The organism is Ruegeria sp. AE3 (assembly GCF_056542225.1).
This window is the reverse complement of the sequence record NZ_JBQFZL010000001.1, coordinates 852449-877808: the sequence shown is the minus strand read 5'-3', so window position 1 is coordinate 877808 and position 25360 is coordinate 852449. Positions and strand designations below refer to the sequence as shown.

Below are 25360 nucleotides of genomic sequence, written 5' to 3'. Positions count from 1 at the left end.
AAACTCAACACTTGGCTTGCGAATGATCCCATGCTAACCGATGTCCCATGAACCCGGTGACCTGCATCATTATCTGCTGCATTACCTGCTGATTTATCAAGCGGGCCGGTTTCTTTCGTTTTCATCCCTGAGACAAGTTGCTAAGCCCGCGCCAACGCGCAAGCCTTTGCTGTTTCTTAGGAGCCCGACCGATGACGACGATCAAGCTGCACAACACACGGACGCGGACGAAGGAAGACTTCGTACCGATCGATCCTGAAAACGTGCGGATGTATGTCTGCGGCCCAACGGTCTATGACCGCGCCCATTTGGGTAATGCCCGTCCGGTGGTTGTGTTCGATGTGCTCTATCGCCTGTTGCGCCACGTCTATGGCGCAAAGCATGTGACTTATGTGCGCAACTTCACCGATGTGGATGACAAGATCAACGCGACGGCACTGACGCGCAAACAGGCTGGTGCAGAAGGTACGCTTGAGCAATTGGTGCAGGAGCGGTCGGACGAGACCATCGACTGGTACTTGCACGACATGGGGGCGTTGGGGGCGTTGGAACCCAACCAGATGCCGCGCGCGACCCAGTATATCACCCAGATGATCGCGATGATCAAAGACCTGATTGCCAAGGACCATGCCTATCCCGCCAAAGGTCATGTTCTGTTCGCGGTCGACAGCTGGAAAGAGAGTTATGGCAAGCTGTCTGGCCGGTCGGTCGATGACATGATCGCGGGTGCGCGGGTTGAGGTCGCGCCATACAAGAAGAACCCGATGGATTTCGTGTTGTGGAAGCCTTCGACCGACGACCTGCCGGGCTGGGACAGCCCATGGGGTCGGGGACGTCCGGGCTGGCACATCGAATGCTCGGCCATGAGCTATGAACTTCTGGGCGAGAGCTTTGATATCCATGGTGGTGGCAATGACCTGATGTTCCCGCATCATGAAAACGAGATCGCTCAGAGCAAGTGCGCGCACCCGCATGGCGAATTCGCGCGGGTCTGGCTGCACAACGAGATGTTGCAGGTTGAAGGCAAGAAGATGTCCAAATCGCTGGGCAATTTCTTTACCGTTCATGACCTGTTGGAGCAGGGCGTGCCGGGCGAGGTGATCCGGTTTGTCTTTCTGCAAACGCACTATCGCAAGCCGATGGACTGGACCGAGAAAAAGGCGCACGAGGCCGAGGCGACTCTGCGCAAGTGGCGAGCGCTGACAGCAGGCATCGAGCCTGCTGCCAGCGCGGCACCTGAAGTCATCGCAGCACTAAGTGACGATCTGAATACGGCAGGTGCCATCAGCGAGCTTTACCGTCTGGCTTCAGATGGTGACGCCGCAGGCCTGTTGGCAAGTGCGCAACAGCTGGGTTTGCTTTTGCCTGAGATGGGCGACTGGGCCGATACCGCATCTGTCGACCTGACCGCCCATGCGGACCGTTTGGCGAAAGCACGAGCCACCGCGATGCAAAGCAAGGACTTCTCGGAAGTTGATCGCTTGAAGGCAGCTTATGTTGCGGCAGGGCTTGAGGTTCGAATGAGCAAGGAAGGTGTTGAACTGGTGCCGGGCGCCGGTTTTGATGCCGCTAAGCTGGAGGAGGTCTGATGACCAAGGAACGCCTCTACCTTTATGACACAACCCTGCGTGATGGGCAGCAAACGCAGGGCGTGCAGTTCTCGACCGCAGAAAAAGTGCAGATCGCGCAGGCGCTGGACGCATTGGGCGTGGATTACATCGAAGGCGGTTGGCCCGGCGCCAACCCGACCGATAGCGCGTTTTTCGAGGTGGCTCCGAAAACCGCGGCCCGGTTGACGGCCTTTGGAATGACCAAACGTGCAGGGCGCTCAGCCGAAAATGACGATGTGCTGGCAGCCGTGATGAATGCGGGAACGCAGGCTGTTTGTTTGGTCGGCAAGTCGCATGATTATCACGTCACCCACGCACTTGGCATTTCACTGGAAGAAAACACGGAAAACGTGCGCGCCTCGGTCGCGCATATCGTCGCGCAGGGGCGTGAAGCGCTGTTTGATGCGGAACATTTCTTTGATGGCTACAAGGACAATCCGGAATATGCCGTGGATGTATGTCGCGCAGCGCTTGAGGCTGGCGCGCGGTGGGTTGTCCTGTGCGACACAAATGGTGGCGCTTTGCCGTCCGAGGTCGGGCGGATTGTATCCGAGGTGATCGCAGCCGGGCTGCCCGGTGATCGGCTGGGCATTCACACCCATAACGATACCGAAAATGCCGTTGCCTGTTCTCTGGCTGCTGTTGAGGCCGGTGCACGGCAAATTCAGGGCACATTGAATGGTTTGGGCGAGCGTTGCGGTAATGCGAACCTGACCGCTTTGATCCCGACGCTATTGCTGAAGGAACCCTATGCGTCGCAGTTTGATATTGGTGTCAGCCGTGAGGCTTTGGCTGGTTTGACCCGCATCAGCCGGATGCTGGATGATGTTCTGAACAGAGTGCCCAGCAAGCAGGCGGCTTATGTCGGGGCGTCGGCTTTTGCGCATAAGGCCGGGCTGCACGCCAGCGCGATCCTCAAGGATCCATCGACATATGAGCATGTGGAACCCGCAAGCGTCGGGAACTCGCGTATCATTCCGATGTCGAACCAAGCTGGCCAGTCAAACCTGCGTAAGCGTTTGACCGAGGCCGGTTTGCGTGTTGAGGCAGGTGACCCGGCACTTGGCCGCATCCTTGACCAGATAAAAGCCCGCGAGGCTGACGGATATTCCTATGACACCGCTCAGGCCAGTTTTGAACTGCTGGCGCGGGAAGAGCTGGGTCAATTGCCCGAGTTCTTCGAGGTCAAGCGTTACAAAGTCACCGTTGAACGGCGTAAGAACAAATACAACAAGATGGTCAGCCTGTCCGAGGCCGTTGTTGTCGTAAGAGTGGATGGCGAAAAGAAGCTGTCTGTCAGCGAATCCATGGACGAGTCAGGCAGCGACAGGGGGCCGGTGAACGCGCTGGCCAAAGCCTTGGCCAAGGATCTGGGCCAGTATTCGCAGGTACTGTCAGATATGCGTCTGGTCGACTTCAAGGTGCGGATTACGCAAGGCGGCACCGAAGCGGTCACGCGTGTCATCATTGACAGCGAAGACGGGCAGGGGCGGCGCTGGTCTACCGTGGGCGTCAGCGCGAACATAGTCGATGCGTCTTTCGAGGCGCTTCTGGATGCGATTCAGTGGAAATTGGTGCGCGATTGTGATCCGAAAAAGGCAGCAGCCGAGTGAGCGTGGTCTTTGACCAAGACGTCATAGCCTGCGCGGCACTTGTGCAACGGGCTGATCCAGATCGTTTCCGCGCAGCGATGGCTGCACCGGTTGCAGACCGTGCAGTCCTGTTCCCAATTTACGCGCTGAACGTCGAAGTTGCCCGCGCACCCTGGGTGACGCAAGAGCCGATGATCGCCGAGATGCGGCTGCAATGGTGGCGTGATGCGCTACAGGAAATTGCTGAAGGGGCAACCGTACGGCGGCACGAGGTGGTAACACCCTTGTCACGGGTTCTTTCGCCCCATCTGGCAGGCGTTTTGGATGAATATGTGGCCGTAAGGCGTTGGGATATATACCGTGACCCGTTCGAAGATCAGGAACACTTTGACGCCTATATCGATCACAGTACGGGTTCATTGTATGTTGCATCCGCTCAGGCGCTGGGGGCAGCGGATGAACCAGCGTTGCGTGACTTTGGATATGCGGTCGGGGTGGCGAACTGGCTGAGGGTTATTCCTGAACTGGAAAGACGCGGGCGGATACCGTTGCTGGACGGCACCTACGAAGGGGTGCGTGCCTTGGCCGGGGCCGCATTGAATCGTCTGTACAAAGCCAGATCGCATCGGGCTGATATTTCGGTTGAGGCACGGTCGGCATTATATTCCGGGTGGTTGGCCGAACGGATATTGAAGCAAGCCATAGCCCGACCCGAACGTGTTGCCTCCGGTGCTCTGGTACCGGGAGAAATACAACAGCGATTGTCCTTGATGTGGGCTGTGGGCAGCGGGCGCTGGTGATCAGGCCCGTTCCGGGTCGGCCGGTCGCAGAACCAGCCACAACAGGGCCCCGCCTGCCAGTGTCAGCAATGGGATCATTGCAAGGTTGACTGCTGTCCACCCTTCGACCGGGGACCCACCCGAGCAGTTCATCAATCCACCCGAAGCCAGCGAGGCCATAGTCACTCCGCCAAACACCAGCAAGTCGTTAAGGCCCTGCATCCGGCCGCGTTCCTGCGGCTCATGCGATGCGGCCAGCATCGTGGTCGCGCCGATAAAGCCAAAGTTCCATCCAACACCCAGAAGAATGAGGGCAACGAAAAAGTTCCCCAATTCAACGCCCTGCAAGGCGACCAGGCCAGCGGTTGCAAGAATCGCCAGACCCAGCGCAACAATCCTTTCGATACCAAACCGGGCGATCAGGTGACCGGTGAAGAAACTGGGCACATACATGGCAAGCACGTGGCTGGTAACGATGTCCGCCGCGTCATTGGCCGAGTAACCACAACCAACCACGGCCAACGGCGTTGACGTCATCACAAGGTTCATCAGCGCGTAAGATACCATGGCACATATGATGGCCACGGCGATGCGAGGTGTTTTCAGTAATTCCAGTCGCGACCGCCCCTTGGGCTCGGAGCCGGTGGGTTTTGCAGGTGTTGGAATATCAAGGAAGAAGAACAGGGCGGACCCCAGAACATTGATCCCAATGACAGCCAGATAGGTGCCCAGAAAAGGGATGACATAGGCTTCGGATGTGAGTTTTACGATTTGCGGGCCAATGATGGCAGCCGCCAGTCCACCAGCCATGACATAGGAAATCGCTTTGGGGCGGAACTCGTCCGACGCGGTGTCCGCTGCGGCGAACCGGTAAAATCCGTGGGCGCTCATGTAGAGGCCCGTCAACAGGCTGCCGACAAGGAAGACGGGGAAAGAGCCAAGAAACAGGCCATAGGCCCCGATCAGCCCGCCTAACGCACCGGATGTCGCGCCAACAAGGAACCCGACCCGACGCCCCCATTTTTGCATGATGGCCGAAATTGGCGTGGCCGCCAGCATCGATCCCAGAACAATCAGTGAAATGGGCAATGTCGCCAGGCAGGGATTGGTCGCCAGCGACTGACCGGCCAGCCCTCCGACGATGAACATCATTGGCATCTGCGCGCCCAGAATGGCCTGCGCCGCCACTAAGACAGCAACGTTGCGTTTGGCCTGACGGTCATTAGGAAGGGTCGAGATCATGGTCATGGCGGAATGGGTATCGGCTAAGTGTTTGCGGCACAACCCGGTTGCATCTGCGGCACATGCGCCTAACGTGCCAGTAACAACCGAGCAGGGGGACTACATGCCCGTTGGCCGCATCATCGAAACGCCGGGTTGTGTGGCGGAAGGGGCTGAATGGCTGGCCCGGAGCTGCCCACGCATGGCCTATGCAATGGAACAGATTGGCCCATTGCCGCTACGTCGCCGTCCTGACGGGTTCGCGCAACTGCTGAGTGCCATTGTCAGCCAACAGGTCAGCGTGGCTTCGGCCAATGCAATATGGCAACGCCTGCAAGACGCCAAACTGACAGGTCCGCGTAAGATCATGTGGGCAACGGATGACGATCTGCGGGCCGTAGGGTTAAGCCGTCAGAAGATCCGATATGCAAAGGCGTTGGCAGAAGCGCGTATTGATTACAAAGCGTTACGTGATGTTCCTGATGCGGAGGTTGTGACCACGCTGACGCAAGTGCCAGGCATCGGCGTATGGACTGCGGAAATATACGCCATGTTCTCACTTGGTCGCGCTGACGTGATCGCCCCCGGCGACCTGGCGCTGCAAGAGGCCGCGCGCATCCTCTATGACCTGCCCAATCGCCCAACGGATAAAGAACTGCGCAAGATGGCCGAGGCCTGGTCGCCCTGGCGCTCGGTTGCGGCGCGGGTGCTGTGGGCCTATTACCGGGTTGCAAAGCAAAGAGAAGGGATCAGATGACACGGGTTTTGAATGCGCTCCGGAAAGAGCCTGTTTCGGGCGACACGCGCTCGGTTGTGGTGTTCGTGCATGGCTATGGCGCAAACGGTGCCGATCTGCTGGGTTTGGCCGACCCGCTGGGTGAACATCTGCCCGACACATTGTTCGTGGCCCCGGACGCGCCCGAGCAGATCCCCGGAATGCCCAATGGCTTTCAGTGGTTTCCGATTCCCTGGATTGACGGGTCGTCTGAGGAAGAAGCGCGCAGGGGCATGGAAATGGCGGTCGAGGACTTTAATGCCTTTCTGGATGCGCTGATGGTGGATGAAGACGTTCTGCCAGAACAGGTTGTCCTGTTTGGTTTTAGCCAGGGCACAATGATGAGCTTGTATGTCGCGCCCCGCCGCGAAGACCCCGTGGCCGGAATTGTCGCTTTCTCAGGCCGTTTGCTAGAGGCGGACCTTCTGGCAGACGAAACTGTCAGCCGGATGCCGGTATTGCTGGTGCATGGCGACGCCGACGACGTCGTCCCGCCGCAATCCTTGCCCGAAGCGGCAGAGGCCCTGCAATCCGCCGGTTTCAAAGAGGTCTACGCTCATGTCATGAAGGGCACCGGGCACGGCATCGCCCCGGACGGGCTGAGTGTGGCCCTGGCCTTCATGCGCGACAAGCTGAGCCTTTAGCCGGTAAGATTAAATCAGCAGAACACTGTCGTTTCGCATCGGATTAAGACCAAAGATGCGCTTCCGCAAACTCGACTGAGTTTCCGGCCGGGTCGCGCACGTACAAAGATCGTGCGCCTCCGGGCCAGTCAAATTCTGCGTCTACGGGGACATTCCAATCCAGAAGGTGCTTGCGCATTACCGCGATTTCACCACGGGTCAGTACAAGACACACATGCCCTGCACCACGGGCGCCATGTGGCGGAACGGGCATGTCCGGGTTGAGGGGCGGCTGTTCCGTCTGTTCCGGGTTAAAGATCAGCAGGACCGATCCGCCAATTCGGTAAAACACGTGGCGGTCGGCGACACGCTGAATGCGTTCCAGGCCCAGTACTTCGCCGTAAAACTGTTCTGCTACGTCCAGATCATCGACATAAAGCGACGCTTCCAGAATCGCCGAAGGGGCCGGTATTCCGGGAGTTAGTTTCATGACTCAAGTTTAGCAGATCAGGGCAGGGTATGTCACCGGCGCGGTCGACGGTCGCGTTTTCGTTGCGGTGTGGTGTTCAGGGATGGCATGGGCAGGCTGTCCCACTGGCCCGGTTCCAGATCGTCCAGAGTCCAGTCTCCGATTCGATAACGGATCAGGCGCAGGGTCGGCAGGCCCACGGCGGCCGTCATTCGACGCACCTGACGGTTTTTGCCCTCGCGTATGGACAGTTCTATCCAACTGTCTGGTACAGTCTCGCGTTCGCGGATTGGTGGGGTGCGGGGCCACAGGTCGTCTGGCTCGTCGATCTGGCGCACCTTCGCCGGACGGGTCAGGCCGTCTTTCAACTCGACGCCGTTTCGCAGCGCTTTCAGGGCGGTTTCGTCCGGGATGCCTTCGACCTGAACCCAATAGGTTTTTGCCATCTTGTGCTTGGGGTCCGAGATCTGCGCCTGCAACTTGCCGTGGTCAGTCAGCAGCATCAAACCTTCGCTGTCACGATCCAACCGACCGGCGGGATAAACCCCGGGCAGATCGATGAAATCGGACAGTGTACTGCGCGGAGTATCCCCATTGTCGCGGTCGGTGAACTGCGGCAGCACATCATAAGGTTTGTTGAAGCGAATGAACCAGGACATGACCCGCGCATACCCCGAAGAGTGCGTCCCGCGCAAGCTGTGGATAACTGTCATGCGCTTGTTACGGATTCGCATTACCCAGTTTGCGACATATTGTGGAAAATCAGGGCTTGTCAGAGTATTAACACGATATATAGTTATACTAAGGCCGGGGCGGGTGTTCCCCGCTCTGATGTCAAAAACGGGCAGAGCAGAGCGAGGAGCGATTCTGATATGGACGGAGACTTCAGGACCGAATTTGTCAGGGAGCCTGGTGCGCTGAAGCATCATCCGGCATTGGTTTTGAACGCCGATTATCGCCCCCTGTCTTATTACCCGTTGTCCCTGTGGCCCTGGCAGGAAGCGATCAAGGCCGCCTGGCTGGATCGCGTCGACATCGTGGCCGAATACGACGAAGTGGTTCGCAGCCCAAGTACTCAGATCCGAATACCTTCGGTCGTTGTTCTGAAAGACTATGTAAAACCCAGAAAGCGCGTGGCCTTCACGCGCTTTAATTTATTTCTGAGGGACGAGTTCCGGTGCCAGTACTGTGGCAGCCGCGGTGATTTGACCTTTGATCATGTGGTGCCACGCGCCGCCGGTGGGGTGACCAGTTGGCAGAACGTTGTGGCGGCGTGCAGCCCGTGCAACCTGCGCAAAGGGTCGAAATCGCTGCGTCAGGCAGGAATGAGCCTGCGAAAGCCGCCCCGTCAGCCTGACGCCGAAGCACTGCGCAATGTTGGTCGGAAGTTTCCGCCCAATCACTTACACGAAAGCTGGATCGATTTTCTGTATTGGGATGCTGAGCTGGACGAATTCTAGGCCTTGCTTGCCCGCCACGCCGCGAGCCAGATCAGTACCAGAACAGCCGAGGCAATGGCATTCCATCCGGCCATCGAGATGTTGAACATTTCCCACGGGATATCGTCGCAGCGAACCAAAGGCGCTGACATAATCTGGTCGAACAGGTCGTCATTCGACATCCCACTGATGCTGCCGGATGTGCAACTGGTCGGACCTTCCCACCATCCTTGTTCAACGCCGGCGTGGTAAAACCCAATACCCGAAGTGACAGCCGCTGCCAACGCGCCACATAGCGGCAGGATGCTCAGTCTTGGCAAGGCCAGCGCCAAAACGCCAATCGCGATTGCGACCCCATGCGGGTAGCGCTGCCAGATACACATTTTACAGGGGGCAAGGCCGCCCAGATATTGAAAGCCAAAAGCTGCCAGCAGAAGGGCCAGGGACCCAAGACTTGCCAGTGCGATAAGTTGTGAACGTCTCGTCATAGGTATTTCACCACCAGGAAGCCGCCGAACAGGAGGACGATGAACAAGGTGAACATCAGCCCCAAGCGTTTTTCAATAAATTCACGGATCGGCTCGCCAAAGCCCCAAAGCAGCGCCGCAACAAGGAAGAATCTGAGCGCACGTGCCAGTATCGACGTTGCGATGAATGTCCCAAGCGGCATTCCTGTCCAGCCGGACATGATGGTGATGACCTTGTACGGGAAAGGCGTCACTCCGGCGGCCAGGACCGCCCAGAACCCGAAATCGTTGAAGCGTGTGTTGAATTCTTCCATCGCATGGGCCTTGCCCATGGATTCAAGAATGGGCTGCCCCAGACTTTCATAGAAAAACGCACCAATCGCATAGCCCAGCATCCCGCCCAGAACCGAAGCCACCAGAGCAACAGTTGCAATCAGCCAGGCGCGCGACGGGCGCGCCAGGATCATCGGAATCATCAGAACGTCGGGGGGAATCGGAAAGAACGAACTTTCGACAAAGGCCACAACAGCCAGCGCCCACAGCGCATGAGGGTGTTCCGCCAGACGAATTGTCCAGTCATAAAGTGATCGCAACATTAAGCACTCAAATCCCGTTCTCGGCCCCGGAAAGCCAAACCACGCACCTGACGGCCCGTCAACCATCGCGGTCGAAACAAATGGATTATTGGATGATTTTTGCCTCTGGACCTTCCCTCGGATGGGCGCTAATCCAGTGTCCGTGGCCCAAGTGGCGGAATGGTAGACGCAGGGGATTCAAAATCCCCCGGTAGTGATACCGTGCCGGTTCGAGTCCGGCCTTGGGTACCAAAGTAAAAACAGGGGGTTAGGGGAACCTGCTTCCTGTTTTTTCTTTTCGGGCTTATTGCGTGCTCGCGCACTTAACTCTCACTTTTCGATCTGGTCTCGTTCTTTTCAGTCCTCTGTTATCAGTCTCATGCTAATACAGGGGCACCGTATACGTCCTGCTGTCGAACCGACCTGAACAGAAAAGGACAGTAAAGTTCCGGAAGACTGATCGGGCGGGTTTTCCTGTGTGCCAGAGGGGAAAATTCAAAACTTACGCTCATATATGCGGAATGGAGCAAGTCAGGCTGGCGCTGGCCTTGACATTGAATGTATCTGGATGAACCCTCAAGGGGGTTGGGAGAAACTGGAAAATTCAACAGGTTGCATCTGCTGTGAAGCGGGCCGATTTTTTTATCGGCACGGATTCATGAGCAGGGTGATTGATTTGAATTCCAACTGCCAGACAAAAAATGTGGGAGTTCTGAAATGAAAAACAGCAGAAAATTGAGCCTCGGCACGTTTGTAACCGCAGCCATGTTGGCTCCGGCGGCCTATGCCGAAGAGTTCATTACAATTGGTACTGGCGGCGTGACCGGTGTTTACTATCCGACAGGTGGCGCGATCTGCCGTCTGGTGAACAAGGGCCGGAAAGAGCACGGAGTGCGCTGCTCGGTCGAATCGACCGGTGGCTCGGTCTACAACATCAACACCATTCGCGAAGGCGAGCTGGAATTCGGTGTTGCCCAGTCCGACTGGCAGTATCACGCGTATAACGGCACCTCGAAATTTGAAGAGGCAGGTCCCTTCGAAAAGCTACGTGCGGTGTTCTCGGTCCACCCCGAGCCATTCACCGTTGTGGCCCGCGCGGATGCCGGTATTTCCAGCTTTGAAGACCTCAAGGGCAAGCGCGTGAACATCGGTAACCCGGGTTCTGGCCAACGTGGCACCATGGATGTGGTTCTGGAAGCGTTGGGCTGGACCGTCGATGATTTCGAATTGGCGTCCGAGCTGAAAGCGGCTGAGCAGTCGGCTGCGCTTTGTGACAACCAACTGGATGCGATGATTTACACCGTGGGTCACCCGTCGGGTTCGATTCAGGAAGCTACGACAGCCTGCGATTCTGTTCTAGTGAACGTCACCGGTGATGCGATTCAGGGTCTGATCGACAACAACTCATACTACCGCACTGCGACTATCCCGGGTGGCATGTACCGGGGTTCGGACAATGACACCACCACCTTTGGCGTGGGCGCGACCTTCGTGACTTCGGCGGATGTGTCGGACGATGCTGTCTATGCGGTTGTAAGCTCGGTCTTTGAGAACTTCGAAGACTTCAAAAAGCTGCACCCGGCATTTGCAAATCTCAAGCCCGAGGAGATGATTTCGGACGGCCTGTCCGCTCCGCTGCATCCGGGCGCCGAAAAGTACTACAAAGAAAAAGGCTGGATTCAGTAAGCCAGACTTTACACGGGGCGTCCTTTTGCGGCGCCCCGGTTCACATCCGGGATAAACCGGGGACAAGAGGGCCAAAGAATCCAAGGCCGCAGGACGGGGAGATTTCACATGAGTTCCGATACACAGGGCAATCGCCCACTCTCGGAGGAAGAGCTTCAGGACCTTGTCGCCTCATCCGATGCAGGGGCGCGAAATCCCGCTGGAAACGTGGGGCTGTTTCTGGCGATTGTTGCCGTTTTGTGGTCGGTATATCAGATCGTTCTGGCCTCTCCCTTGTCGAATTACCTGCTGCCCGGAAGCGTGGTGAATAATTCACGCCAGATCCATCTGGCCTTTGCGATCTTTCTGGCGTTTGCGGCCTATCCGGCGCTGAAATCCAGCCCGCGCAATTATGTCCCTGTTCAGGACTGGGTCATGGGCGTTTTGGGCGCGGGTATCGCGCTGTACGGCTACATCTTCTATGAGAAACTGGTCAATAATGGCCTGCTGGCCGATGACATCGACAAATGGGTGGCTTTGTTGGGGCTGCTGTTGCTGTTTGAGGCCGCGCGCCGCGCACTTGGTCCGGCAATGGCGATCATAGCCACGGTTTTCCTGGCCTATGTGTTCTTTGGATCGTCTTCCTGGGTCCCCGAAGTGATCCAGTGGAAAGGTGCGAGCCTGAAAAAGGCCATGAGCCATATGTGGATCACGTCCGAAGGCGTGTTTGGCATCGCGCTGGGTGTTTCTACGAAATTCGTATTCCTGTTCGTGCTGTTTGGCGCGCTACTCGATAAGGCCGGGGCAGGGAACTACTTCATAAAAATGGCCTTTGGCGCTCTGGGTCACCTGCGGGGCGGCCCTGCCAAGGCGGCCGTTGTGGGGTCTGCGGCAACTGGCCTGATCTCGGGTTCGTCGATTGCCAACGTTGTTACCACCGGTACGTTCACCATTCCGTTGATGAAGCGCGTTGGCTTTTCCAGCGAACAGGCGGGGTCGGTCGAAGTTGCAAGTTCCGTGAACGGTCAGATCATGCCGCCTGTAATGGGTGCTGCGGCGTTCCTGATGGTGGAATATGTGGGCATCTCATATGTCGAGGTGATCACCCACGCCTTCCTGCCAGCGGCGATTTCTTACATCGCACTGGTCTATATCGTGCATTTGGAAGCGGTAAAGCGGAACATGCCGACCTTGGGTGACCGAGACGTGCATCTGGCGCGAACCGTTGTGGGTATGCTGGCCTTCTTCCTGGTGTTTGCAGGACTTTGCTATGGCTCGCAATTCCCGGTTGATGCTGTAACAAGCTTGATTCCGTCCGCGGCGGGCCTTGTGCTGAGCCTGATCGTCTGCGCGGTTTATGTCGGATTGCTTTTTCTGGCGGCACAAGTGCCGGACCTTGAGCCTGACGATCCGAATGCAAAGGAAGTCACGCTGCCGGTTGTCGCAGATATCTACAAGGCAGGTTTGCACCACCTGCTGCCGATCGTCGTTCTGGTTTACTTCCTGATGATCGAACAGAAATCACCGGGGCTGTCGGCCTTCTGGGCAACCGCATTGCTGTTCGTAATCCTGCTGACGCAGAAACCGCTCAAGGCGCTTTTCCGGGGGCAGAGCAATTTAATCAGTACCTTCGTCGACGGTGTCGCTGACCTGTGGCAAGGTCTGATTGACGGAGCGCGGAACATGATCGGTATCGCACTGGCAACTGCGACTGCGGGCGTGATCGTGGGTACCGTGACCTTGACGGGTGTTGGTCAGGTTATGGCTGATCTGGTCGAGTTCCTGTCGGGCGGCAATCTTATCCTGATGCTGATCATGGTTGGCCTGCTGAGCCTGATTCTGGGCATGGGCCTGCCGACCACGGCGAATTATATCGTTGTCAGCTCGTTGATGGCCGGAGTGGTCGTTGAACTGGGGGCGCAGAGCGGACTTATCGTGCCGTTGATTGCCGTGCACCTGTTCGTCTTCTACTTCGGGATCATGGCGGATGTGACGCCACCGGTGGGTCTGGCCAGTTTCGCCGCTGCCGCTGTATCAGGCGGTGATGCAATCAAAACCGGCTTCACAGCATTCTTCTACAGCCTGCGCACCGTGGCACTGCCTTTTGTGTTCATCTTCAACACTGATCTTCTTTTGATCGACGTTACATGGCTTGAGGGGATCACTGTGGCCGTTTTCGCGACCATAGCGATTCTGGTCTTTACGGCGGGTACGATGGGGTATTTCCTGACCCGCAGCCGTATCTATGAAAGTGTCGCGCTCGTTCTGGTGGCATTTGCCCTGTTCCGACCGGACTATTTCATGGATCGCATCTCGCCTCCGTTCGAATCGGTTGAACCCGCTGCATTTGAAGAGACCATTGGTCAGACACCGCCGGGAACGGATGTCCGCCTAGTGGTCGCAGGCCCCGATTACGATACGCTTGAAATGGTGGACACAACCGTTGTTGTTACTGTGGGCGACGAAGAAGGAGGGGCCGCACGGGTCGAGGCGATGGGCCTGCTGCTGGTTCCCGAGGACGGGCTGGTCAAGCTTGACGAGCCGCTGTTTGGCGCGCCGGTGGCCGACGATCTGGCCATCTTTGACTACTATGGCGATGAACCCGTACGCCTGACGTCGGTCAGCTTGCCGTCCGACCAGCTGCCCAAGCAGCTGGTGTATATCCCAGCGATGATCCTCTTGGGTCTTATCGCGTTCCTGCAACGCGGCCGTGCCGCCAGACAAGGGGTGCCCGCATGACACGTTCTGTTCTGTGTGCCATTGATATCAGCAATGGCGAGATTGATGCTCCGGTCCTGCAAAAAGCCGCTGCTTTGGCGGATCTGGAAGGGGCACAGTTGGATGTCGTGACTGTGCTGCCCGATTTCGGGGAAAGCTGGGTGTCCGGGTTTTTTGAATCAGGTTTTCACGACAAGGCGTTGGCCGAGGCGCGAGCCAAACTGACGGCGCTGTGCATTTCGGCATTGGGGGCAGAGCGCAATGAAAGCATCCGCCATGTAGTCGCGACAGGCACAGCCTATCAGGAGATCCTGAAAACCGCCGAAAGTGCCGGTTCCGACCTGATTGTGATCGGCGCGCATAGGCCGGATTTCAAAGACTATCTGCTTGGTCCGAATGCAGCGCGTGTGGTGCGGCATTCCAACGTCTCAGTTTATGTGGTTCGCTGACTGATTTTCCAGCGCGCAAAAGATCGCGTCGCCGGTCGTAAAGAAAAGTCGGGTTGGTTCAGTAACCTGTCATCTCAAGATAGCCAACCCCTTTATGGCTGCCGTTTACGGTGACAGGGCCTTCCCAGTATTCGAAACCGGTACCCATCCACGCATCAGGTGTCAGGGCTGAGACCTGAATATCTATGCCCCGATCCGCTAGGTCGACTTGCCAGTGTGTCGGGATATTGCGTCCGGCAACCTCGTCGGTACTCAGCGGCAAAAGGCCGATTGTACCGTTGGGGATGGCCTCAGTACTGCCGTCAGAATTGATCCAGGTGGCCGAGGTGAAATCGCCTCGATCCCCGCGCAGGCGAAAAGCCATCAGCTTATCGCCTCCCTCAAAACTGAGCGAGAACCAATCCCAGCCCCTCTGATCCGCCGCCAAGGGTTGTGAGGACCATTCCCGATCCAGCCACCCCTGACCGGTTACCAGCACCTCGCCATCCGGCAAATGCAGCACGCCTTCGACTGTGTAGAAGGGCTGCGAGTAATAGTAACTTGCCTGTCCATCGGCGGATTTGACCGAATAGCCCGCGTCGCCGTGAAATACCAATGGCCCTTGCGCTGTCAGTGAAAGATCATAGCCGAATTCATCACCATTGGCCGTCAGTGACAGGCTGTCCAAATCCGATCCGGCCATGCGCCATTCATCAATCCAGGCCTCAAACGGTTGTGCGGTTACACCGGCCTGGCCAATCCCCCCGCGTGACAATCGCTCGGTAAAAAAATGATCCTTGGGGGTCGTAACAGCAGCATGACCCATCCAAAGTTGCGGGCTTTGCCACCCGTCGCTGTCATAGGGTTTCAGGGCTGACCGGAACAGGGTCCATTGAATGCCATAGTCCAGGCCGTCGTCCCCTTGGAGATTGGCGGTCAGATACCACCATTCGATGCGGTAGGCCGGGTGGGGGCCGTGATCCTTTGGGAAATCAAACTCATACCCGGCTGCCGGCACTTCAAAACCTTCAGCGGTTCCGCCTAGACCTGCATAGCCCTGCGCCCAAAGCGGTATCGGGTAGAGCCACATAAGCAGGATTAGTAGGGTCCTAACGTTCATTGGCGAACACTTTCAGCAGATCGGCGGGTGGCAGGCGCAGCATCCGTAGCGCGGGCAGGGCGGCGGCAAGCAGGGCAGCAAGAAGGGTCAGTAGAAACAGCCACAGCCAATCCCAGGGGAAGACGAACATCGGCAGGCGCCAACCAAAAGCCTGAACGTTGATCACCGTCAACAGAACCCATGCCAGAACAAGCCCAAGTGGCAACGCCAGACAGGCGGTCAATGCCGCCAGCAATAGGCTGCGCAACAGTTCCAGCCCTGCAAGTTGCGCCCTGTTCAGCCCCAGCGCCCAGACCGGTGCGATCTGTGGCAGGCGCTGGGTCCACAGGGTCAGCAGACTGGTGAGAATGGCAAATCCCGCCACGCCGAGGGTCAGTACATTCAACGCCGAGGTCACGACAAAAGTCTTCTCAAATATCGCAAGCGACTGCGCCTTCATTGCAGCTTGCTGTACGACAGCCTGACGTGGAAGGTTGAACCGTTCCCTTAAGGTTTGCGCCATTTCGGTTGCGTTTTCGGGGTTTAGACGAATGCCAAAGCGGCGGGCCTCCGTACCCGGAGCGATCCGGTTCAGTTGGTCCATCGAGACGATGGCTTGCCCGGTCGGATTCCCATAATCCGAATAGACCCCGGCGATGGTCAGGATGTGGTCCGGCGATAAGGCCAAAGCACCGCCGGGCCAGAGATCGGCACGTCGCGCCAGTTGCTCGTTGATCAGAACCGCACGCCCGGCCATGACGTCATCCCATGCATTCGGGCTTGAGGTGATCACTGGCCAGTTCTGCCGATAGACCGGATCATCTACTACACCGTAAAGAAACAAAGGCCCCGTCTCGTGCGACAATTCCACATTTCGGATTGGCAGAATAGCTTCGACCTGAGGGCGCAGCCAGTCGGTAATCTCCTGCCCCTGATCGTCGTCGCTGGCAGTCAAGTAGAGTTCTGACGTCAGGCGCTGGTCCAGCCACCCGACGAATGTCAGCCGGAAGCTGGACACCATTGTGCCTACGCCGACATTCGCCGCCAAAGCCAGCAACAGGGCCATCAGGGCAAGTGACAACCCGGGCAGTTGTGCCCGCATATCTGCCCAGACCCATTGCGTAACAGGGCCCCGCGCCGCTCGGGCGCAGAGTGAAAGCATTACAGACAAAAGCGCAGGCAGCAGCAGCGCTGCACCGGTCAGCAAGCCAGCCAACAGGGCAAACCCGGCGATCAGCCCCCCGAAACTGACATAAGCCAAAACGCCACCCAGGATCATGACCAATCCCAATGCCGCTGCAAGATGGCGCGCGCGGGGGTCGCCCCGCCACGCTTGAACGCCCGGACTTGCCAGCAGGGGCATGCGCGACAGGCGCCATAATGCGTGGCCGCTGGCCAGCAATGTGCCGAAGACTGCCATGGCGATCCCTGCCAAAACCCACTGCAATTGCAGCGTCAGTTGCCCTGTTACTGGTGCGCCGTAAAGGCCACGCAACGTGGCCGCGACATCGGGTAGAAGTGCTCCGGCCAGAAAGAAGCCCAAAAGCAACCCGACGAGCCCACCGATCAGGGCCAGAAAAGTCAGCTCGGCAAGGATCAGCCAGACCAGTAATCGCATCGAGACACCCAGTGCCCGCAGCGTACGGATGATGCCTCTGCGTTGTGCAAAGGCCAGCCCGACCGTGCCGTTCACGATAAAAAGGCCGACCGCAAAGGACAGCAATCCAAAGGCTGACAGGTTCAAATGAAAACTGTCGGTCAGCCGAGCAGTGTCGATCTTTTGTGAAGGGCTGATACGTTCCAGCTCTGGGGTGATCGTGGTTAGGGACTGAAGCCCGCGCGGCTGATCGGGCAGAATAATGAGCCGCGAGATTGCACCGGGCTGATTCAGAAGACGTTCGGCAACGCCGATATCCGTCAGGATCACATCCGGCGGCAGCGCAGAAGTACTGAGAACCGGGGGCAGAGTGTCCTGATCGCGCAACAAGGGCTCCAACTCAGTCGAAACCAGCAGGCGACCCGGAGCAGTCAATATGTCCGCCGGTTCGGGCGGCGCACCGCTTTGCTGGGCCTCGGTAATTGCGGGCAGGGCGGGATAGGCCACCATATCCACGCCCATCAAACGCAACGTACGTCCGGCGACCCGATAAGGGCCTTCCAGTACGGCGGCCACCTGCCACCCCGCGCGACGCAGGTCGACATAACGGGACATGGCGATGAAACCGGCTGGATCGTGCAATTCGTCAAACTGCCCAAGTGCCAGTTGGGCGTTGGCACGGGAATAGCTGGCGCGGGCCTCGGCATTGATGGCCTGTACAGCGGACCACAAACCAGTTGCCAGGGCGATACCGATCAGCAGCGTTGCCAGTTGCAACCAATGCACCCGCCAATGGGACAGCAGGGCCTGGACGACGGCCAATGTCATTGGATGCGCCCGCCGCTCAGGCGTAGGTGCGTGTCCAGACGGGCCGCGATTTGCGGGGAATGCGTCACCAGCAGCAAAGCTGCGCCAGTATCAGCCACAAGTGACAGCATCAGGTCCAGCACTTTGGCGCTGGCGGTTTCGTCAAGATTGCCTGTCGGCTCGTCCGCCAGCAACAGTTTCGGGCGCGCGGCCATGGCCCGTCCTATGGCCACCCGCTGCTGCTGGCCGCCCGACAAGCTTTCGGGGTAGCGGTCCAGCAGATCCGAAAGCCCAAGCCGGTCTGCCAATTGCCCGGACCATTGGGCATTTTCGGTACCTGCAAGGCGGGCATGAAAGGACAGGTTTTGCCCCACGGTCAGCGATGGGATCAGGTTGAACTGCTGGAACACAAGCGAAACCTTTCTGCGCCGCAACCCGGCCCGGCCCGCATCATCCAAAGGGGACAGGGGCGTGCCATCCAGCGTAATCTCGCCTCTGTCGAAACTGTCCAGGGCGGCGGCCAGATTCAGCAAGGTGCTCTTACCGCTGCCGCTTTCACCGGTCAGAGCAAGCGTTTGTCCCTGATCCAGTGTCAGAGACACGTCGCGCAAAACGGGCCGCCCGCCGGGATAAGTCTTTTGAACTCGGTCGATGATCAACAGCATGAAGCGCCCTTTTTGCACAGGATGTGCGCCGGACTTCCCAACTGTCCAGTGCAGACCTTTCACCGGTTCCTTTCGCCGCAGGCTACCTTATCCGGTGGCGGGGTTGTGCCTTGCGTTTTGAAAGGTCATTGTGCCCTGACAGTTCGTGGCCGAAAATCAGGGTGTAAATACATGACGTTGCTGCATCAGATCGTTTGGGGCAGTACCTTTCTGGGTATTTGCATCCTGATCGAGATTCTCTTTCTGACCTGGTGTACGATGTCCATAATCAAGATGGACAAAAAATGGGTCACACGCGGGGTGTTTGTGGCAACCGCGGGGCCGATTGCCGTTGCCTTGGGCTTCATTATCGCAACGCACACCATTCAGGTCTGGATCTGGGCTATCGTCTGGGTGTTGCTAAATGTTCTGCCGGACTGGAACTCGGCCATCTATTTCTCGTTGGTGACGTTTACGACGCTCGGATACGGCGACATCGTTTTGGGTGAAGGGCTGCGCATTTTCGGCTCGTTTGCTTCGGTCACCGGGCTGTTGGCGTTTGGATTGTCGACCGCGTATCTGGTCGCATTGATGACCCGCGTTTTTCAGGAGAAGTTCTTTTCCTAAAGGATCGGTGCAAACAACCGTGCCAGCGGCGCACCAAAGCGGATGTGGGCCGGTTGTTGACGCAACCTACGGGTCAATTCGAAACTGGTTTCGAAATCTTCTTGTAGCATCTGGTCGACGGCCTGTGCAGCCCGGGCATCAAAGAACAGCGCCATTGCTTCGAAGTTGAGGCGGAAGGATCGGTTGTCGAGGTTTGTTGTTCCAACAGCGGCCAGCGTATCGTCGACAACGAACGCCTTTTGATGCATGAACCCGCCGGTATAGCGGAATACGCGCACGCCACAGTCGCGGATTTCATCGAAATAGGCAAACGCGGCCAGCCATGGCAGGCGATGGTCGATCATGTCAGGAACAAGGATGCGCACATCCACACCGCGCATCGCGGCATGTTGCAGCGCTGTCATGACATCGATGTCGGGTACGAAGTAAGGCGACGCAATCCACAACCGTTCTTTTGCCTCGGCGATTGCTGCAAAAAACATCATGGCGCCAGTTTCGGTTTCGTCTCCGGGTCCGGTCGCGACCAGCAGGGCATTCATGTTCTGTTCGGATTCACTGCCCGCCCAGTCAAGTTCATCAATCAGGTCTTCGTTATGCGCCCAATGCCAATCTTCAGTGAAGATAAGCTGCAATTGCCGGACGACATGACCGGACATCATTATGTGAGTGTCGCGCCAATGACCGAAATGCGGATGTTTGCCCAGATATTCCTCGCCAACATTGTGGCCACCGATAAAGCCTGTCTCGCCATCGATAATGACAGTTTTACGATGGTTTCGGTAATTCAGCTGAAACCGGAAATTCGGGCCGCGTTGCTGACGCGGGTCGGCTACATCAATTCCGGCTTCACGCATGGTATCCAGATACGCGCGCGGCAATCCGTAACTGCCGACTGCATCGGTCATGAAACGGACGTGAACCCCACGTTTCGTCGCCTCGATCAGCTTGGATTGCAGTTTGCGGCCCAGTGCGTCGTCTCTGATGATGTAGAACTGAATGAGGATATAGTTCTTGGCCTTGTCGATGGCGTCGAAAATGGCGTCGAATGTGGCTTGCCCATCAACCAGTAGCCGGGCACCGTTTCCGCTGGACACAGGAAGATGCGCCAGAAACTCGAACGGGCGCGGATTGATGGACATTGAGGAGGGATCGGGCCTTGAGTAATCGGCAAAGGTTTTGATCCCTTCAACAACCCGCTCACTTTTCTGGCGCGCGATGCGATATCCGTGAAAGCGATGGTGTCCCAGAAAAAGATACAACGGCACCGCTAGGAAAGGGGCTGAAACCAAAAAAACCACCCAACCAACGGCACCTTGCGGTGTCCGCGCGGTTTGTGCCGCTCGGATCGAAAACACAAATGCAGCCACGTACAACGTGAATACAAAGATAGATACCAGTGCTGTCCACATGGGGTCTTACATCTTTCGGGCCGTTTAGTTTGCCCCAGTGTAGATGCGTGACCAGTCTTGCGCCATATCGACAATGATCCATCCCTTGTCAGGACCCCGATCCAGCCCATCTGCCAGCTTTCCGATCGAGCTTTCGCGGTCATAAGCCCATTCGCGTTCGGCGTCCGTGTGGTGGATCAGAATTCCCAAACGCGGACCATCACCCGACGTTGTCCAATCCAGCATAGCGAAATCTCCGTCCGAGTTGCCTGCGGCCAGAATAGGGCGTCTGCCAATCGTGCGTTCGATATTGATCGGCTTGCCTTCCTTGTCATCGATGAAGGCTAGCCCCGGTGCCTTGATGATCGTCGGGTTGCCGTCGATCACCTTATAGGTGCTGTCTGCATAGCTCCCCAATATCTGTTCCGGCGGGATACCATATGCATCCTCGGCAAAGACGCGCATGAAATGAATGCCACCGCCGGATACGATGTAGGTCTTGAAACCTTCGTCACGTAGATAACGCAGCAACTCGACCATCGGCTGATAGGTCATCTGGTCATAACGAAGGCCGGTGTTGGGGTGGCGTTCGGTTTCCAGCCACTGCGCAACAGCTGCCTGAAATTCTTCGACGCTGGTGCCAGAATGCGATGCGTTGACAACTTCGATCAGCGCCTCATGCCCGCCTTCAAGAACGGTCGCTAGATCACCCTTTGCAGCAGCTTCCAGAGCAGGAGTTGTCAGGATCGACGGGTCCCGCTTGGCCAGATCGGCCAGACGATCCATGGCGAAAAGGAACTGAAAATACACCGGCTGTTCGGCCCAAAGCGTTCCGTCATTGTCGAATACGGCGATCCGATCATCAGGCGTCACGTAATGAGCTGAGGCAGGGTCGGTTACCTCGTCAACAAACGAAACGATTTTCGCTTTAGATTCTAAATTGTTCCATGACGGCAAGGGGTCAGCGATGGCGACCGTCGCTCCTAGCACACTGCACAATATCAAAAATAGACGCACGGATTATTCCTCAATTTTCAACCGCTAATGAGAAGGGCCGGGGCCCCGGTATCGGGACTCCGGCTTTGCTGTGTCTTGGATCAAACAGTCAGGTTCACGGTGCGCCCGGAGGTGACGTCAACTTCTCCATCACCTTGTCGAGGCTGAAGCTCGCCGCTTCCTGTCGGGGTGGGTATTCCTTGAAGGTTTCAAGGAACTGCGCGACATAGGCCTGCGCAGGTACCAGCATGTAGGCACGGTCGAGCATCCAGTCATAGTAGGTGTTCGATGTGCGGTAGCCACGCTCGTACGGGTCGCGTCGCAGGTTGGTGATCAATGGCACGCGCAGAGGGGTCAGTGGCTCCATCCAGGCGCGCAAAGTTGCCCATGCCTTCTGTTCCAGGAAGGTGATTTTCCAATCACCGAAGCGCAGTGCCGCAAGGTCACCATCGTCCGTGAAATAGAAGATTTCCCTGCGCGGACTCTTGTCTGTTTCGCCGGTCAGCAACGGCAAGATGTTGTAGCCATCCAGATGCACGCGATAGTCGCGCCCGCCGCCAACTTCGGCCACGGTGACACCTTCCAGAAGATCTTCTTTCACGGTTTCGTTGCCAGCTGCAGCCAGGAATGTCGGTAACCAATCCATATGATGCACGATCTCGTTCGACACAGCACCTTCGGTAATCTTGCCGGGCCACCGAACCATGGCAGGTACGCGCCATGCGCCCTCCCATTGGGTATTCTTTTCACCCCAGAACGGGGTCATCGCGGCATCTGGCCAGGTATTCATGTGCGGACCATTGTCGGTCGAGTAAAACACGATGGTCTTGTCGGCGATGCCCAGCTCATCCAGCGCAGTCAGGAAGTCGCCAATATGCATATCATGTTCGATCATGCCAGCCGTATACTCATCTACCTGCTTGCCGACGATTTCATTGGCCTTTGCCCATTTCTCTTCGGAAACATGCGTGCGGAAATGCATCCGGGTGCCTGACCACCAGACGAACCACGGCGTGCCGCTTTCCTCTTGTTTGCGGATGAATTCAATCGCAGCCGCCGCGGTTTCATCGTCGACCGTTTCCATACGCTTTTTGGTCAGCGGGCCGGTATCCTCGATCTCACCACCCGCTGTCGACTTGATTACACCGCGCGGGCCAAAAGCTTGTCGGAAGGTTCTGCCATCGGGCAGAACAGCATCATTGGGATAGTCGATGTTTTCCGGCTCTTCCTCGGCGTTGAGATGGTAGAGGTTGCCAAAAAATTCGTCAAAACCGTGGTTTGTCGGCAGATGTTCATCCCGGTCGCCCAGGTGGTTTTTTCCGAACTGACCCGTGGCGTAGCCTTCCGCTTTCAGAAGGCCCGCAATGGTCGGGTCTTCGATCTGCATGCCTTCCTCAGCGCCCGGCAGGCCAACTTTGGACAGGCCCGTGCGGAAAACGGATTGCCCCATGATGAAAGATGATCGCCCAGCCGTGCACGACTGTTCACCGTAGTAATCCGTGAACATCATACCTTCTTCGGCGATACGGTCGATATTGGGTGTCTGATACCCCATCAACCCCCGCGTGTAGGCCGAGATGTTGGACTGACCAACATCGTCGCCCCAGATCACAAGGATATTCGGTTTCTGGTTCTGCGCCCAGGCGGGTATGGCCAGTGTCAACGTGGCGGTTACCACGGCAAGTCGGCGCAAGTTACTGCGCCAGGTGCCGGATAGCGAACGTGGAGGTAACATGGTTTGCTCCTGATCTGAGAGGATCTTGGCGACCCCAAAGGAAATGAATCACCCGGCGTTCAAATGCATGAACAACGCGGCAGCAAAGTGTTGATTCCCATATTGAAAATCTTTGGTAGCAGGAATCGAACACCATTAGCATAGGTTACTTCTTGCGTCGGAAACTCATCATATGATTATATCGCAAAGTACAAATGTGAGACAAAATGAATAATCTGAAGCTATTACGAAACACCGGATGGTTCAGTGAACGCTCGTCAGAGTTTCAGGCCGATTTGGCAGCCCTTGGCATACCGAAATCGGTAGAGGCGGGAGAGACGCTGTATCACTATGGTGATCCGGCAAATGGTATCTACGCGATTCTCAGCGGTGGTGTGCAGATAACGGCCCCAGCGGATGATGGTCAGGAGTTTGTGCTTCACCGCGACGGCGCTGGGTTCTGGATCGGCGATCTGGCTTTGTTTGCAGGTGCGCTGCGTCTGGTCAGTGTTATCACGACGCAAGCCACTCAAGCCTTGTTTTTCCCAAATTTAAGCATCTCGCGGTTGATTCAGAACAATCCTGACTACATCCGGGATTTCTATGCGTTGACGCATGAGAATATGCGGACCGCTTTGCGCATCATGGCAAATCTGGCTGTGACGGGAACGGAAAAGCGGCTGGTCTTGAGGTTGCTTCACTTGGACGAGGGGACCTCGAAAACCGATGGATGGATTGATGTTTCCCAGGACGATCTGGCGGCGATGATTGCTGTATCGCAACCGACTTTGCACAGGAACCTTCACCGGCTTGTGGATTTGGGGTTAATCGAACTGGGGTATGGCCGGGTTCGACTGCTGGATCGGGGCGCATTGATAGCCAGTTGTCAGACCTGAGGTTTCGGGTCGTGACACCGGTATGCGGTCCAACATACGCGGACAGGCTGGCGGCTGTGTACGGCACCCGACGAACTTAAGCCTACGCCACGCCGCAGTTCAGTTATTAGCACGCGCCTGACCGTCCTCCTCGCCCAATTGGCCGTCCAGAGACATCAGGATCGCGACCGGGCGTAAAGCAGGGATGTGGCTGAACACGATCAGAATACAGACCGTCAGTGGCACGCTCAGGAAAGCGCCGATCAGGCCCCAGACAGTTGTCCAGAATGTCAGCGCCAGAATGACAAGGAATGTCGACATGTTCAGCGAGCGGCCCAGCATGGCCGGATCAAGGAAGTTACCGATCAGGAATTGAAGGGTGCCGCACCCAAATAAGATGATCAGAAACGGAACGATCGTATCAAACTGAACAAGCGCGATCATGGCCGGAAAAAACACCGCTATGATCGACCCGATCGAAGGAATGAAGTTCAAAGCAAAGGTCAAAACGGCCCAGGTTTCCGCATATTCCAAACCAAGGGCCCTGAATACAAAATAACTGATGCCCGCTGTGATCAGGCTGATCAGGGTCTTAACCCCAACATATCGTTGCAGGCTGATCGATATGGCATCAAGCATGGTCGCAAAATCAGCGCCAGTTTGGGGGTCGCCAGCCGCAAGTTGAATTTTCTTGCGAAAGGCCAGACGCTCGGCCATCAGGAACGCGACATAGAGGCTGATCAGAAAGAACTGGTTCAGTAGAGACGTAGCGCTGCCCAGCAACAGGCGTGCGACATAGGTCATGTCGATGCTGACCAGATTGTCGCGGATGAAAGTGGTGACGTCGTTGCCGACAAGACCGGTTATGCGCTCAACCGCCCCGTCGAACTGGTTTTCGTACGTGCTGACGGACCGTGCAAACTGCGTTGCCTGACTGCCCAGCACGTACATGATCATGAACAAACCCGCCAGAACGATGGTCACACCAGCGATATTTGCCAGCCAGACTGGAGCGCGGGTTAGCGCGACGACGCGGTCGCTCAGCGCAATGATCAGAACGTTGACCAGCAGTGCCATGGCAAGCGGGATCAGGAAGTTCGCTCCCGCATAAAGCCCCAGCACCATCAGCGCCGCGATAATGCAGGTGTCGCGGACAACAGACAGTTTTAGCCTGGGGCGAGCCGTGAAATCTTCCTGATCCGGGATCATTCAGTATCCTGTTTATCTGTTCTTAAGCAGGCTAGTGATCGTC

Annotated in this window: 23 protein-coding genes and 1 tRNA gene; 12 read left to right on the top strand and 12 right to left on the bottom strand. The window is 57.0% G+C overall.

Features of this window, described 5'->3' with window-relative positions; translation table 11 throughout:
- The first annotated feature begins 191 nt into the window (after nucleotides 1-191).
- Genes cysS through ACR0NZ_RS04360 form a run of 3 tightly spaced genes read left to right on the top strand, consistent with a single transcriptional unit; the run spans nucleotide 192 to nucleotide 4002 of the window.
- The gene (gene cysS, locus ACR0NZ_RS04370; protein ID WP_480517132.1) at nucleotides 192-1589 is read left to right on the top strand and encodes a cysteine--tRNA ligase; all 1398 of its coding nucleotides are present in this window, start codon (nucleotides 192-194) and stop codon (nucleotides 1587-1589) included.
- Nucleotides 1589-3223, top strand: a complete 1635-nt coding sequence (cimA, locus tag ACR0NZ_RS04365) for a citramalate synthase (protein ID WP_480517130.1) — start codon at nucleotides 1589-1591, stop codon at nucleotides 3221-3223. The genes cysS and cimA overlap by 1 nt, the downstream gene beginning before the upstream one ends.
- 2 nt (nucleotides 3224-3225) lie before the next feature.
- On the top strand, nucleotides 3226-4002 hold the full coding sequence (locus ACR0NZ_RS04360; protein WP_480517746.1) for a squalene/phytoene synthase family protein: 777 nt from the start codon (nucleotides 3226-3228) through the stop codon (nucleotides 4000-4002).
- On the opposite strand, the gene ACR0NZ_RS04355 is transcribed toward ACR0NZ_RS04360, so the two are convergent.
- Nucleotides 4003-5229 carry an MFS transporter gene (locus tag ACR0NZ_RS04355; protein WP_480517128.1) on the bottom strand — a complete coding sequence of 409 codons (1227 nt, stop codon included), beginning with the start codon at nucleotides 5227-5229 and terminating at the stop codon, nucleotides 4003-4005. It abuts the gene before it with no gap.
- Between the two features lie 97 nt (nucleotides 5230-5326).
- Here ACR0NZ_RS04355 and ACR0NZ_RS04350 point away from each other — a divergent pair, with 97 nt between their 5' ends.
- Together ACR0NZ_RS04350 and ACR0NZ_RS04345 are read left to right on the top strand one after the other, a co-directional pair.
- Nucleotides 5327-5959: a DNA-3-methyladenine glycosylase family protein gene (locus ACR0NZ_RS04350; RefSeq protein ID WP_480517744.1), complete on the top strand. Its 633-nt coding sequence runs from the start codon at nucleotides 5327-5329 to the stop codon at nucleotides 5957-5959.
- The gene (locus ACR0NZ_RS04345) at nucleotides 5956-6621 is read left to right on the top strand and encodes an alpha/beta hydrolase (protein ID WP_480472927.1); all 666 of its coding nucleotides are present in this window, start codon (nucleotides 5956-5958) and stop codon (nucleotides 6619-6621) included. The genes ACR0NZ_RS04350 and ACR0NZ_RS04345 overlap by 4 nt, the downstream gene beginning before the upstream one ends.
- A gap of 43 nt (nucleotides 6622-6664) precedes the next feature.
- Here the strand turns inward: ACR0NZ_RS04345 and ACR0NZ_RS04340 are convergent, their stop codons facing one another.
- Both ACR0NZ_RS04340 and ACR0NZ_RS04335 read right to left on the bottom strand, forming a co-directional pair.
- The gene (locus tag ACR0NZ_RS04340; RefSeq protein ID WP_480517126.1) at nucleotides 6665-7090 is read right to left on the bottom strand and encodes a VOC family protein; all 426 of its coding nucleotides are present in this window, start codon (nucleotides 7088-7090) and stop codon (nucleotides 6665-6667) included.
- A 32-nt stretch (nucleotides 7091-7122) separates the two neighbouring features.
- Nucleotides 7123-7728 carry an rRNA large subunit pseudouridine synthase E gene (locus ACR0NZ_RS04335; RefSeq protein WP_480476745.1) on the bottom strand — a complete coding sequence of 202 codons (606 nt, stop codon included), beginning with the start codon at nucleotides 7726-7728 and terminating at the stop codon, nucleotides 7123-7125.
- A 213-nt stretch (nucleotides 7729-7941) separates the two neighbouring features.
- Here ACR0NZ_RS04335 and ACR0NZ_RS04330 point away from each other — a divergent pair, with 213 nt between their 5' ends.
- On the top strand, nucleotides 7942-8529 hold the full coding sequence (locus tag ACR0NZ_RS04330; RefSeq protein WP_209503840.1) for an HNH endonuclease: 588 nt from the start codon (nucleotides 7942-7944) through the stop codon (nucleotides 8527-8529).
- Here the strand turns inward: ACR0NZ_RS04330 and ACR0NZ_RS04325 are convergent.
- Nucleotides 8526-8996: a disulfide bond formation protein B gene (locus ACR0NZ_RS04325; RefSeq protein ID WP_480517124.1), complete on the bottom strand. Its 471-nt coding sequence runs from the start codon at nucleotides 8994-8996 to the stop codon at nucleotides 8526-8528. The two genes, ACR0NZ_RS04330 and ACR0NZ_RS04325, sit on opposite strands and share 4 nt — an antisense overlap.
- Nucleotides 8993-9571 carry a YqaA family protein gene (locus ACR0NZ_RS04320; RefSeq protein WP_480472921.1) on the bottom strand — a complete coding sequence of 193 codons (579 nt, stop codon included), beginning with the start codon at nucleotides 9569-9571 and terminating at the stop codon, nucleotides 8993-8995. Before ACR0NZ_RS04320 ends, ACR0NZ_RS04325 begins: the two co-directional genes overlap by 4 nt.
- A gap of 145 nt (nucleotides 9572-9716) precedes the next feature.
- On the opposite strand from ACR0NZ_RS04320, the gene ACR0NZ_RS04315 reads away from it, so the two are divergent.
- From ACR0NZ_RS04315 to ACR0NZ_RS04300, 4 genes are all read left to right on the top strand, one after another.
- A tRNA-Leu gene (locus ACR0NZ_RS04315) sits at nucleotides 9717-9802 on the top strand.
- A gap of 465 nt (nucleotides 9803-10267) precedes the next feature.
- On the top strand, nucleotides 10268-11236 hold the full coding sequence (locus ACR0NZ_RS04310) for a TAXI family TRAP transporter solute-binding subunit (protein WP_480517122.1): 969 nt from the start codon (nucleotides 10268-10270) through the stop codon (nucleotides 11234-11236).
- 108 nt (nucleotides 11237-11344) lie between these two features.
- The gene (locus ACR0NZ_RS04305) at nucleotides 11345-13954 is read left to right on the top strand and encodes a TRAP transporter permease (RefSeq protein WP_480493107.1); all 2610 of its coding nucleotides are present in this window, start codon (nucleotides 11345-11347) and stop codon (nucleotides 13952-13954) included.
- Nucleotides 13951-14382, top strand: coding sequence for a universal stress protein (locus ACR0NZ_RS04300; protein WP_480472915.1), 432 nt, complete (start codon nucleotides 13951-13953; stop codon nucleotides 14380-14382). The genes ACR0NZ_RS04305 and ACR0NZ_RS04300 overlap by 4 nt, the downstream gene beginning before the upstream one ends.
- A gap of 58 nt (nucleotides 14383-14440) precedes the next feature.
- On the opposite strand, the gene ACR0NZ_RS04295 is transcribed toward ACR0NZ_RS04300, so the two are convergent.
- Genes ACR0NZ_RS04295 through ACR0NZ_RS04285 form a run of 3 tightly spaced genes read right to left on the bottom strand, consistent with a single transcriptional unit; the run spans nucleotide 14441 to nucleotide 18529 of the window.
- Nucleotides 14441-15481 carry a lipocalin-like domain-containing protein gene (locus ACR0NZ_RS04295; protein ID WP_480517120.1) on the bottom strand — a complete coding sequence of 347 codons (1041 nt, stop codon included), beginning with the start codon at nucleotides 15479-15481 and terminating at the stop codon, nucleotides 14441-14443.
- Complete coding sequence (locus tag ACR0NZ_RS04290; RefSeq protein ID WP_480517118.1) at nucleotides 15471-17885, bottom strand: FtsX-like permease family protein; 2415 nt, start codon at nucleotides 17883-17885, stop codon at nucleotides 15471-15473. Before ACR0NZ_RS04290 ends, ACR0NZ_RS04295 begins: the two co-directional genes overlap by 11 nt.
- Nucleotides 17882-18529, bottom strand: a complete 648-nt coding sequence (locus ACR0NZ_RS04285) for an ABC transporter ATP-binding protein (RefSeq protein WP_480472909.1) — start codon at nucleotides 18527-18529, stop codon at nucleotides 17882-17884. The genes ACR0NZ_RS04290 and ACR0NZ_RS04285 overlap by 4 nt, the downstream gene beginning before the upstream one ends.
- A 171-nt stretch (nucleotides 18530-18700) precedes the next feature.
- Here ACR0NZ_RS04285 and ACR0NZ_RS04280 point away from each other — a divergent pair, with 171 nt between their 5' ends.
- A complete protein-coding gene (locus tag ACR0NZ_RS04280; RefSeq protein ID WP_480472907.1) occupies nucleotides 18701-19135 on the top strand; it encodes an ion channel in 435 nt (144 codons plus the stop codon).
- On the opposite strand, the gene cls is transcribed toward ACR0NZ_RS04280, so the two are convergent.
- The 3 genes from cls to ACR0NZ_RS04265 all read right to left on the bottom strand — a co-directional run bounded on the left by cls (nucleotide 19132) and on the right by ACR0NZ_RS04265 (nucleotide 23254).
- Entirely contained in the window at nucleotides 19132-20544 is a 1413-nt protein-coding gene (cls, locus tag ACR0NZ_RS04275) for a cardiolipin synthase (protein WP_480472905.1), read from the bottom strand. The genes ACR0NZ_RS04280 and cls overlap by 4 nt on opposite strands.
- A 24-nt stretch (nucleotides 20545-20568) precedes the next feature.
- A complete protein-coding gene (locus tag ACR0NZ_RS04270) occupies nucleotides 20569-21540 on the bottom strand; it encodes an HAD family hydrolase (protein ID WP_480517116.1) in 972 nt (323 codons plus the stop codon).
- Nucleotides 21541-21634: 94 nt separating this feature from the next.
- Nucleotides 21635-23254, bottom strand: a complete 1620-nt coding sequence (locus ACR0NZ_RS04265; protein ID WP_480480823.1) for an arylsulfatase — start codon at nucleotides 23252-23254, stop codon at nucleotides 21635-21637.
- A gap of 206 nt (nucleotides 23255-23460) precedes the next feature.
- Between ACR0NZ_RS04265 and ACR0NZ_RS04260 the strand changes: the two genes are divergently transcribed.
- A complete protein-coding gene (locus ACR0NZ_RS04260) occupies nucleotides 23461-24129 on the top strand; it encodes a Crp/Fnr family transcriptional regulator (protein ID WP_480472899.1) in 669 nt (222 codons plus the stop codon).
- A 99-nt stretch (nucleotides 24130-24228) separates the two neighbouring features.
- Here the strand turns inward: ACR0NZ_RS04260 and ACR0NZ_RS04255 are convergent, their stop codons facing one another.
- Nucleotides 24229-25317, bottom strand: coding sequence for an AI-2E family transporter (locus ACR0NZ_RS04255; protein WP_480472897.1), 1089 nt, complete (start codon nucleotides 25315-25317; stop codon nucleotides 24229-24231).
- Between the last annotated feature and the right edge of the window lie 43 nt (nucleotides 25318-25360).

Coding starts and splice junctions, on each gene's coding strand:
- cysS (WP_480517132.1), top strand. CDS start 192: ATGACGACGATCAAGCTGCACAACACACGGACGCGGACGAAGGAAGAC.
- cimA (WP_480517130.1), top strand. CDS start 1,589: ATGACCAAGGAACGCCTCTACCTTTATGACACAACCCTGCGTGATGGG.
- ACR0NZ_RS04355 (WP_480517128.1), bottom strand. CDS start 5,229: ATGACCATGATCTCGACCCTTCCTAATGACCGTCAGGCCAAACGCAAC.
- ACR0NZ_RS04350 (WP_480517744.1), top strand. CDS start 5,327: ATGCCCGTTGGCCGCATCATCGAAACGCCGGGTTGTGTGGCGGAAGGG.
- ACR0NZ_RS04345 (WP_480472927.1), top strand. CDS start 5,956: ATGACACGGGTTTTGAATGCGCTCCGGAAAGAGCCTGTTTCGGGCGAC.
- ACR0NZ_RS04340 (WP_480517126.1), bottom strand. CDS start 7,090: ATGAAACTAACTCCCGGAATACCGGCCCCTTCGGCGATTCTGGAAGCG.
- ACR0NZ_RS04335 (WP_480476745.1), bottom strand. CDS start 7,728: ATGTCCTGGTTCATTCGCTTCAACAAACCTTATGATGTGCTGCCGCAG.
- ACR0NZ_RS04330 (WP_209503840.1), top strand. CDS start 7,942: ATGGACGGAGACTTCAGGACCGAATTTGTCAGGGAGCCTGGTGCGCTG.
- ACR0NZ_RS04325 (WP_480517124.1), bottom strand. CDS start 8,996: ATGACGAGACGTTCACAACTTATCGCACTGGCAAGTCTTGGGTCCCTG.
- ACR0NZ_RS04320 (WP_480472921.1), bottom strand. CDS start 9,571: ATGTTGCGATCACTTTATGACTGGACAATTCGTCTGGCGGAACACCCT.
- ACR0NZ_RS04310 (WP_480517122.1), top strand. CDS start 10,268: ATGAAAAACAGCAGAAAATTGAGCCTCGGCACGTTTGTAACCGCAGCC.
- ACR0NZ_RS04305 (WP_480493107.1), top strand. CDS start 11,345: ATGAGTTCCGATACACAGGGCAATCGCCCACTCTCGGAGGAAGAGCTT.
- ACR0NZ_RS04300 (WP_480472915.1), top strand. CDS start 13,951: ATGACACGTTCTGTTCTGTGTGCCATTGATATCAGCAATGGCGAGATT.
- ACR0NZ_RS04295 (WP_480517120.1), bottom strand. CDS start 15,481: ATGAACGTTAGGACCCTACTAATCCTGCTTATGTGGCTCTACCCGATA.
- ACR0NZ_RS04290 (WP_480517118.1), bottom strand. CDS start 17,885: ATGACATTGGCCGTCGTCCAGGCCCTGCTGTCCCATTGGCGGGTGCAT.
- ACR0NZ_RS04285 (WP_480472909.1), bottom strand. CDS start 18,529: ATGCTGTTGATCATCGACCGAGTTCAAAAGACTTATCCCGGCGGGCGG.
- ACR0NZ_RS04280 (WP_480472907.1), top strand. CDS start 18,701: ATGACGTTGCTGCATCAGATCGTTTGGGGCAGTACCTTTCTGGGTATT.
- cls (WP_480472905.1), bottom strand. CDS start 20,544: ATGTGGACAGCACTGGTATCTATCTTTGTATTCACGTTGTACGTGGCT.
- ACR0NZ_RS04265 (WP_480480823.1), bottom strand. CDS start 23,254: ATGTTACCTCCACGTTCGCTATCCGGCACCTGGCGCAGTAACTTGCGC.
- ACR0NZ_RS04260 (WP_480472899.1), top strand. CDS start 23,461: ATGAATAATCTGAAGCTATTACGAAACACCGGATGGTTCAGTGAACGC.
- ACR0NZ_RS04255 (WP_480472897.1), bottom strand. CDS start 25,317: ATGATCCCGGATCAGGAAGATTTCACGGCTCGCCCCAGGCTAAAACTG.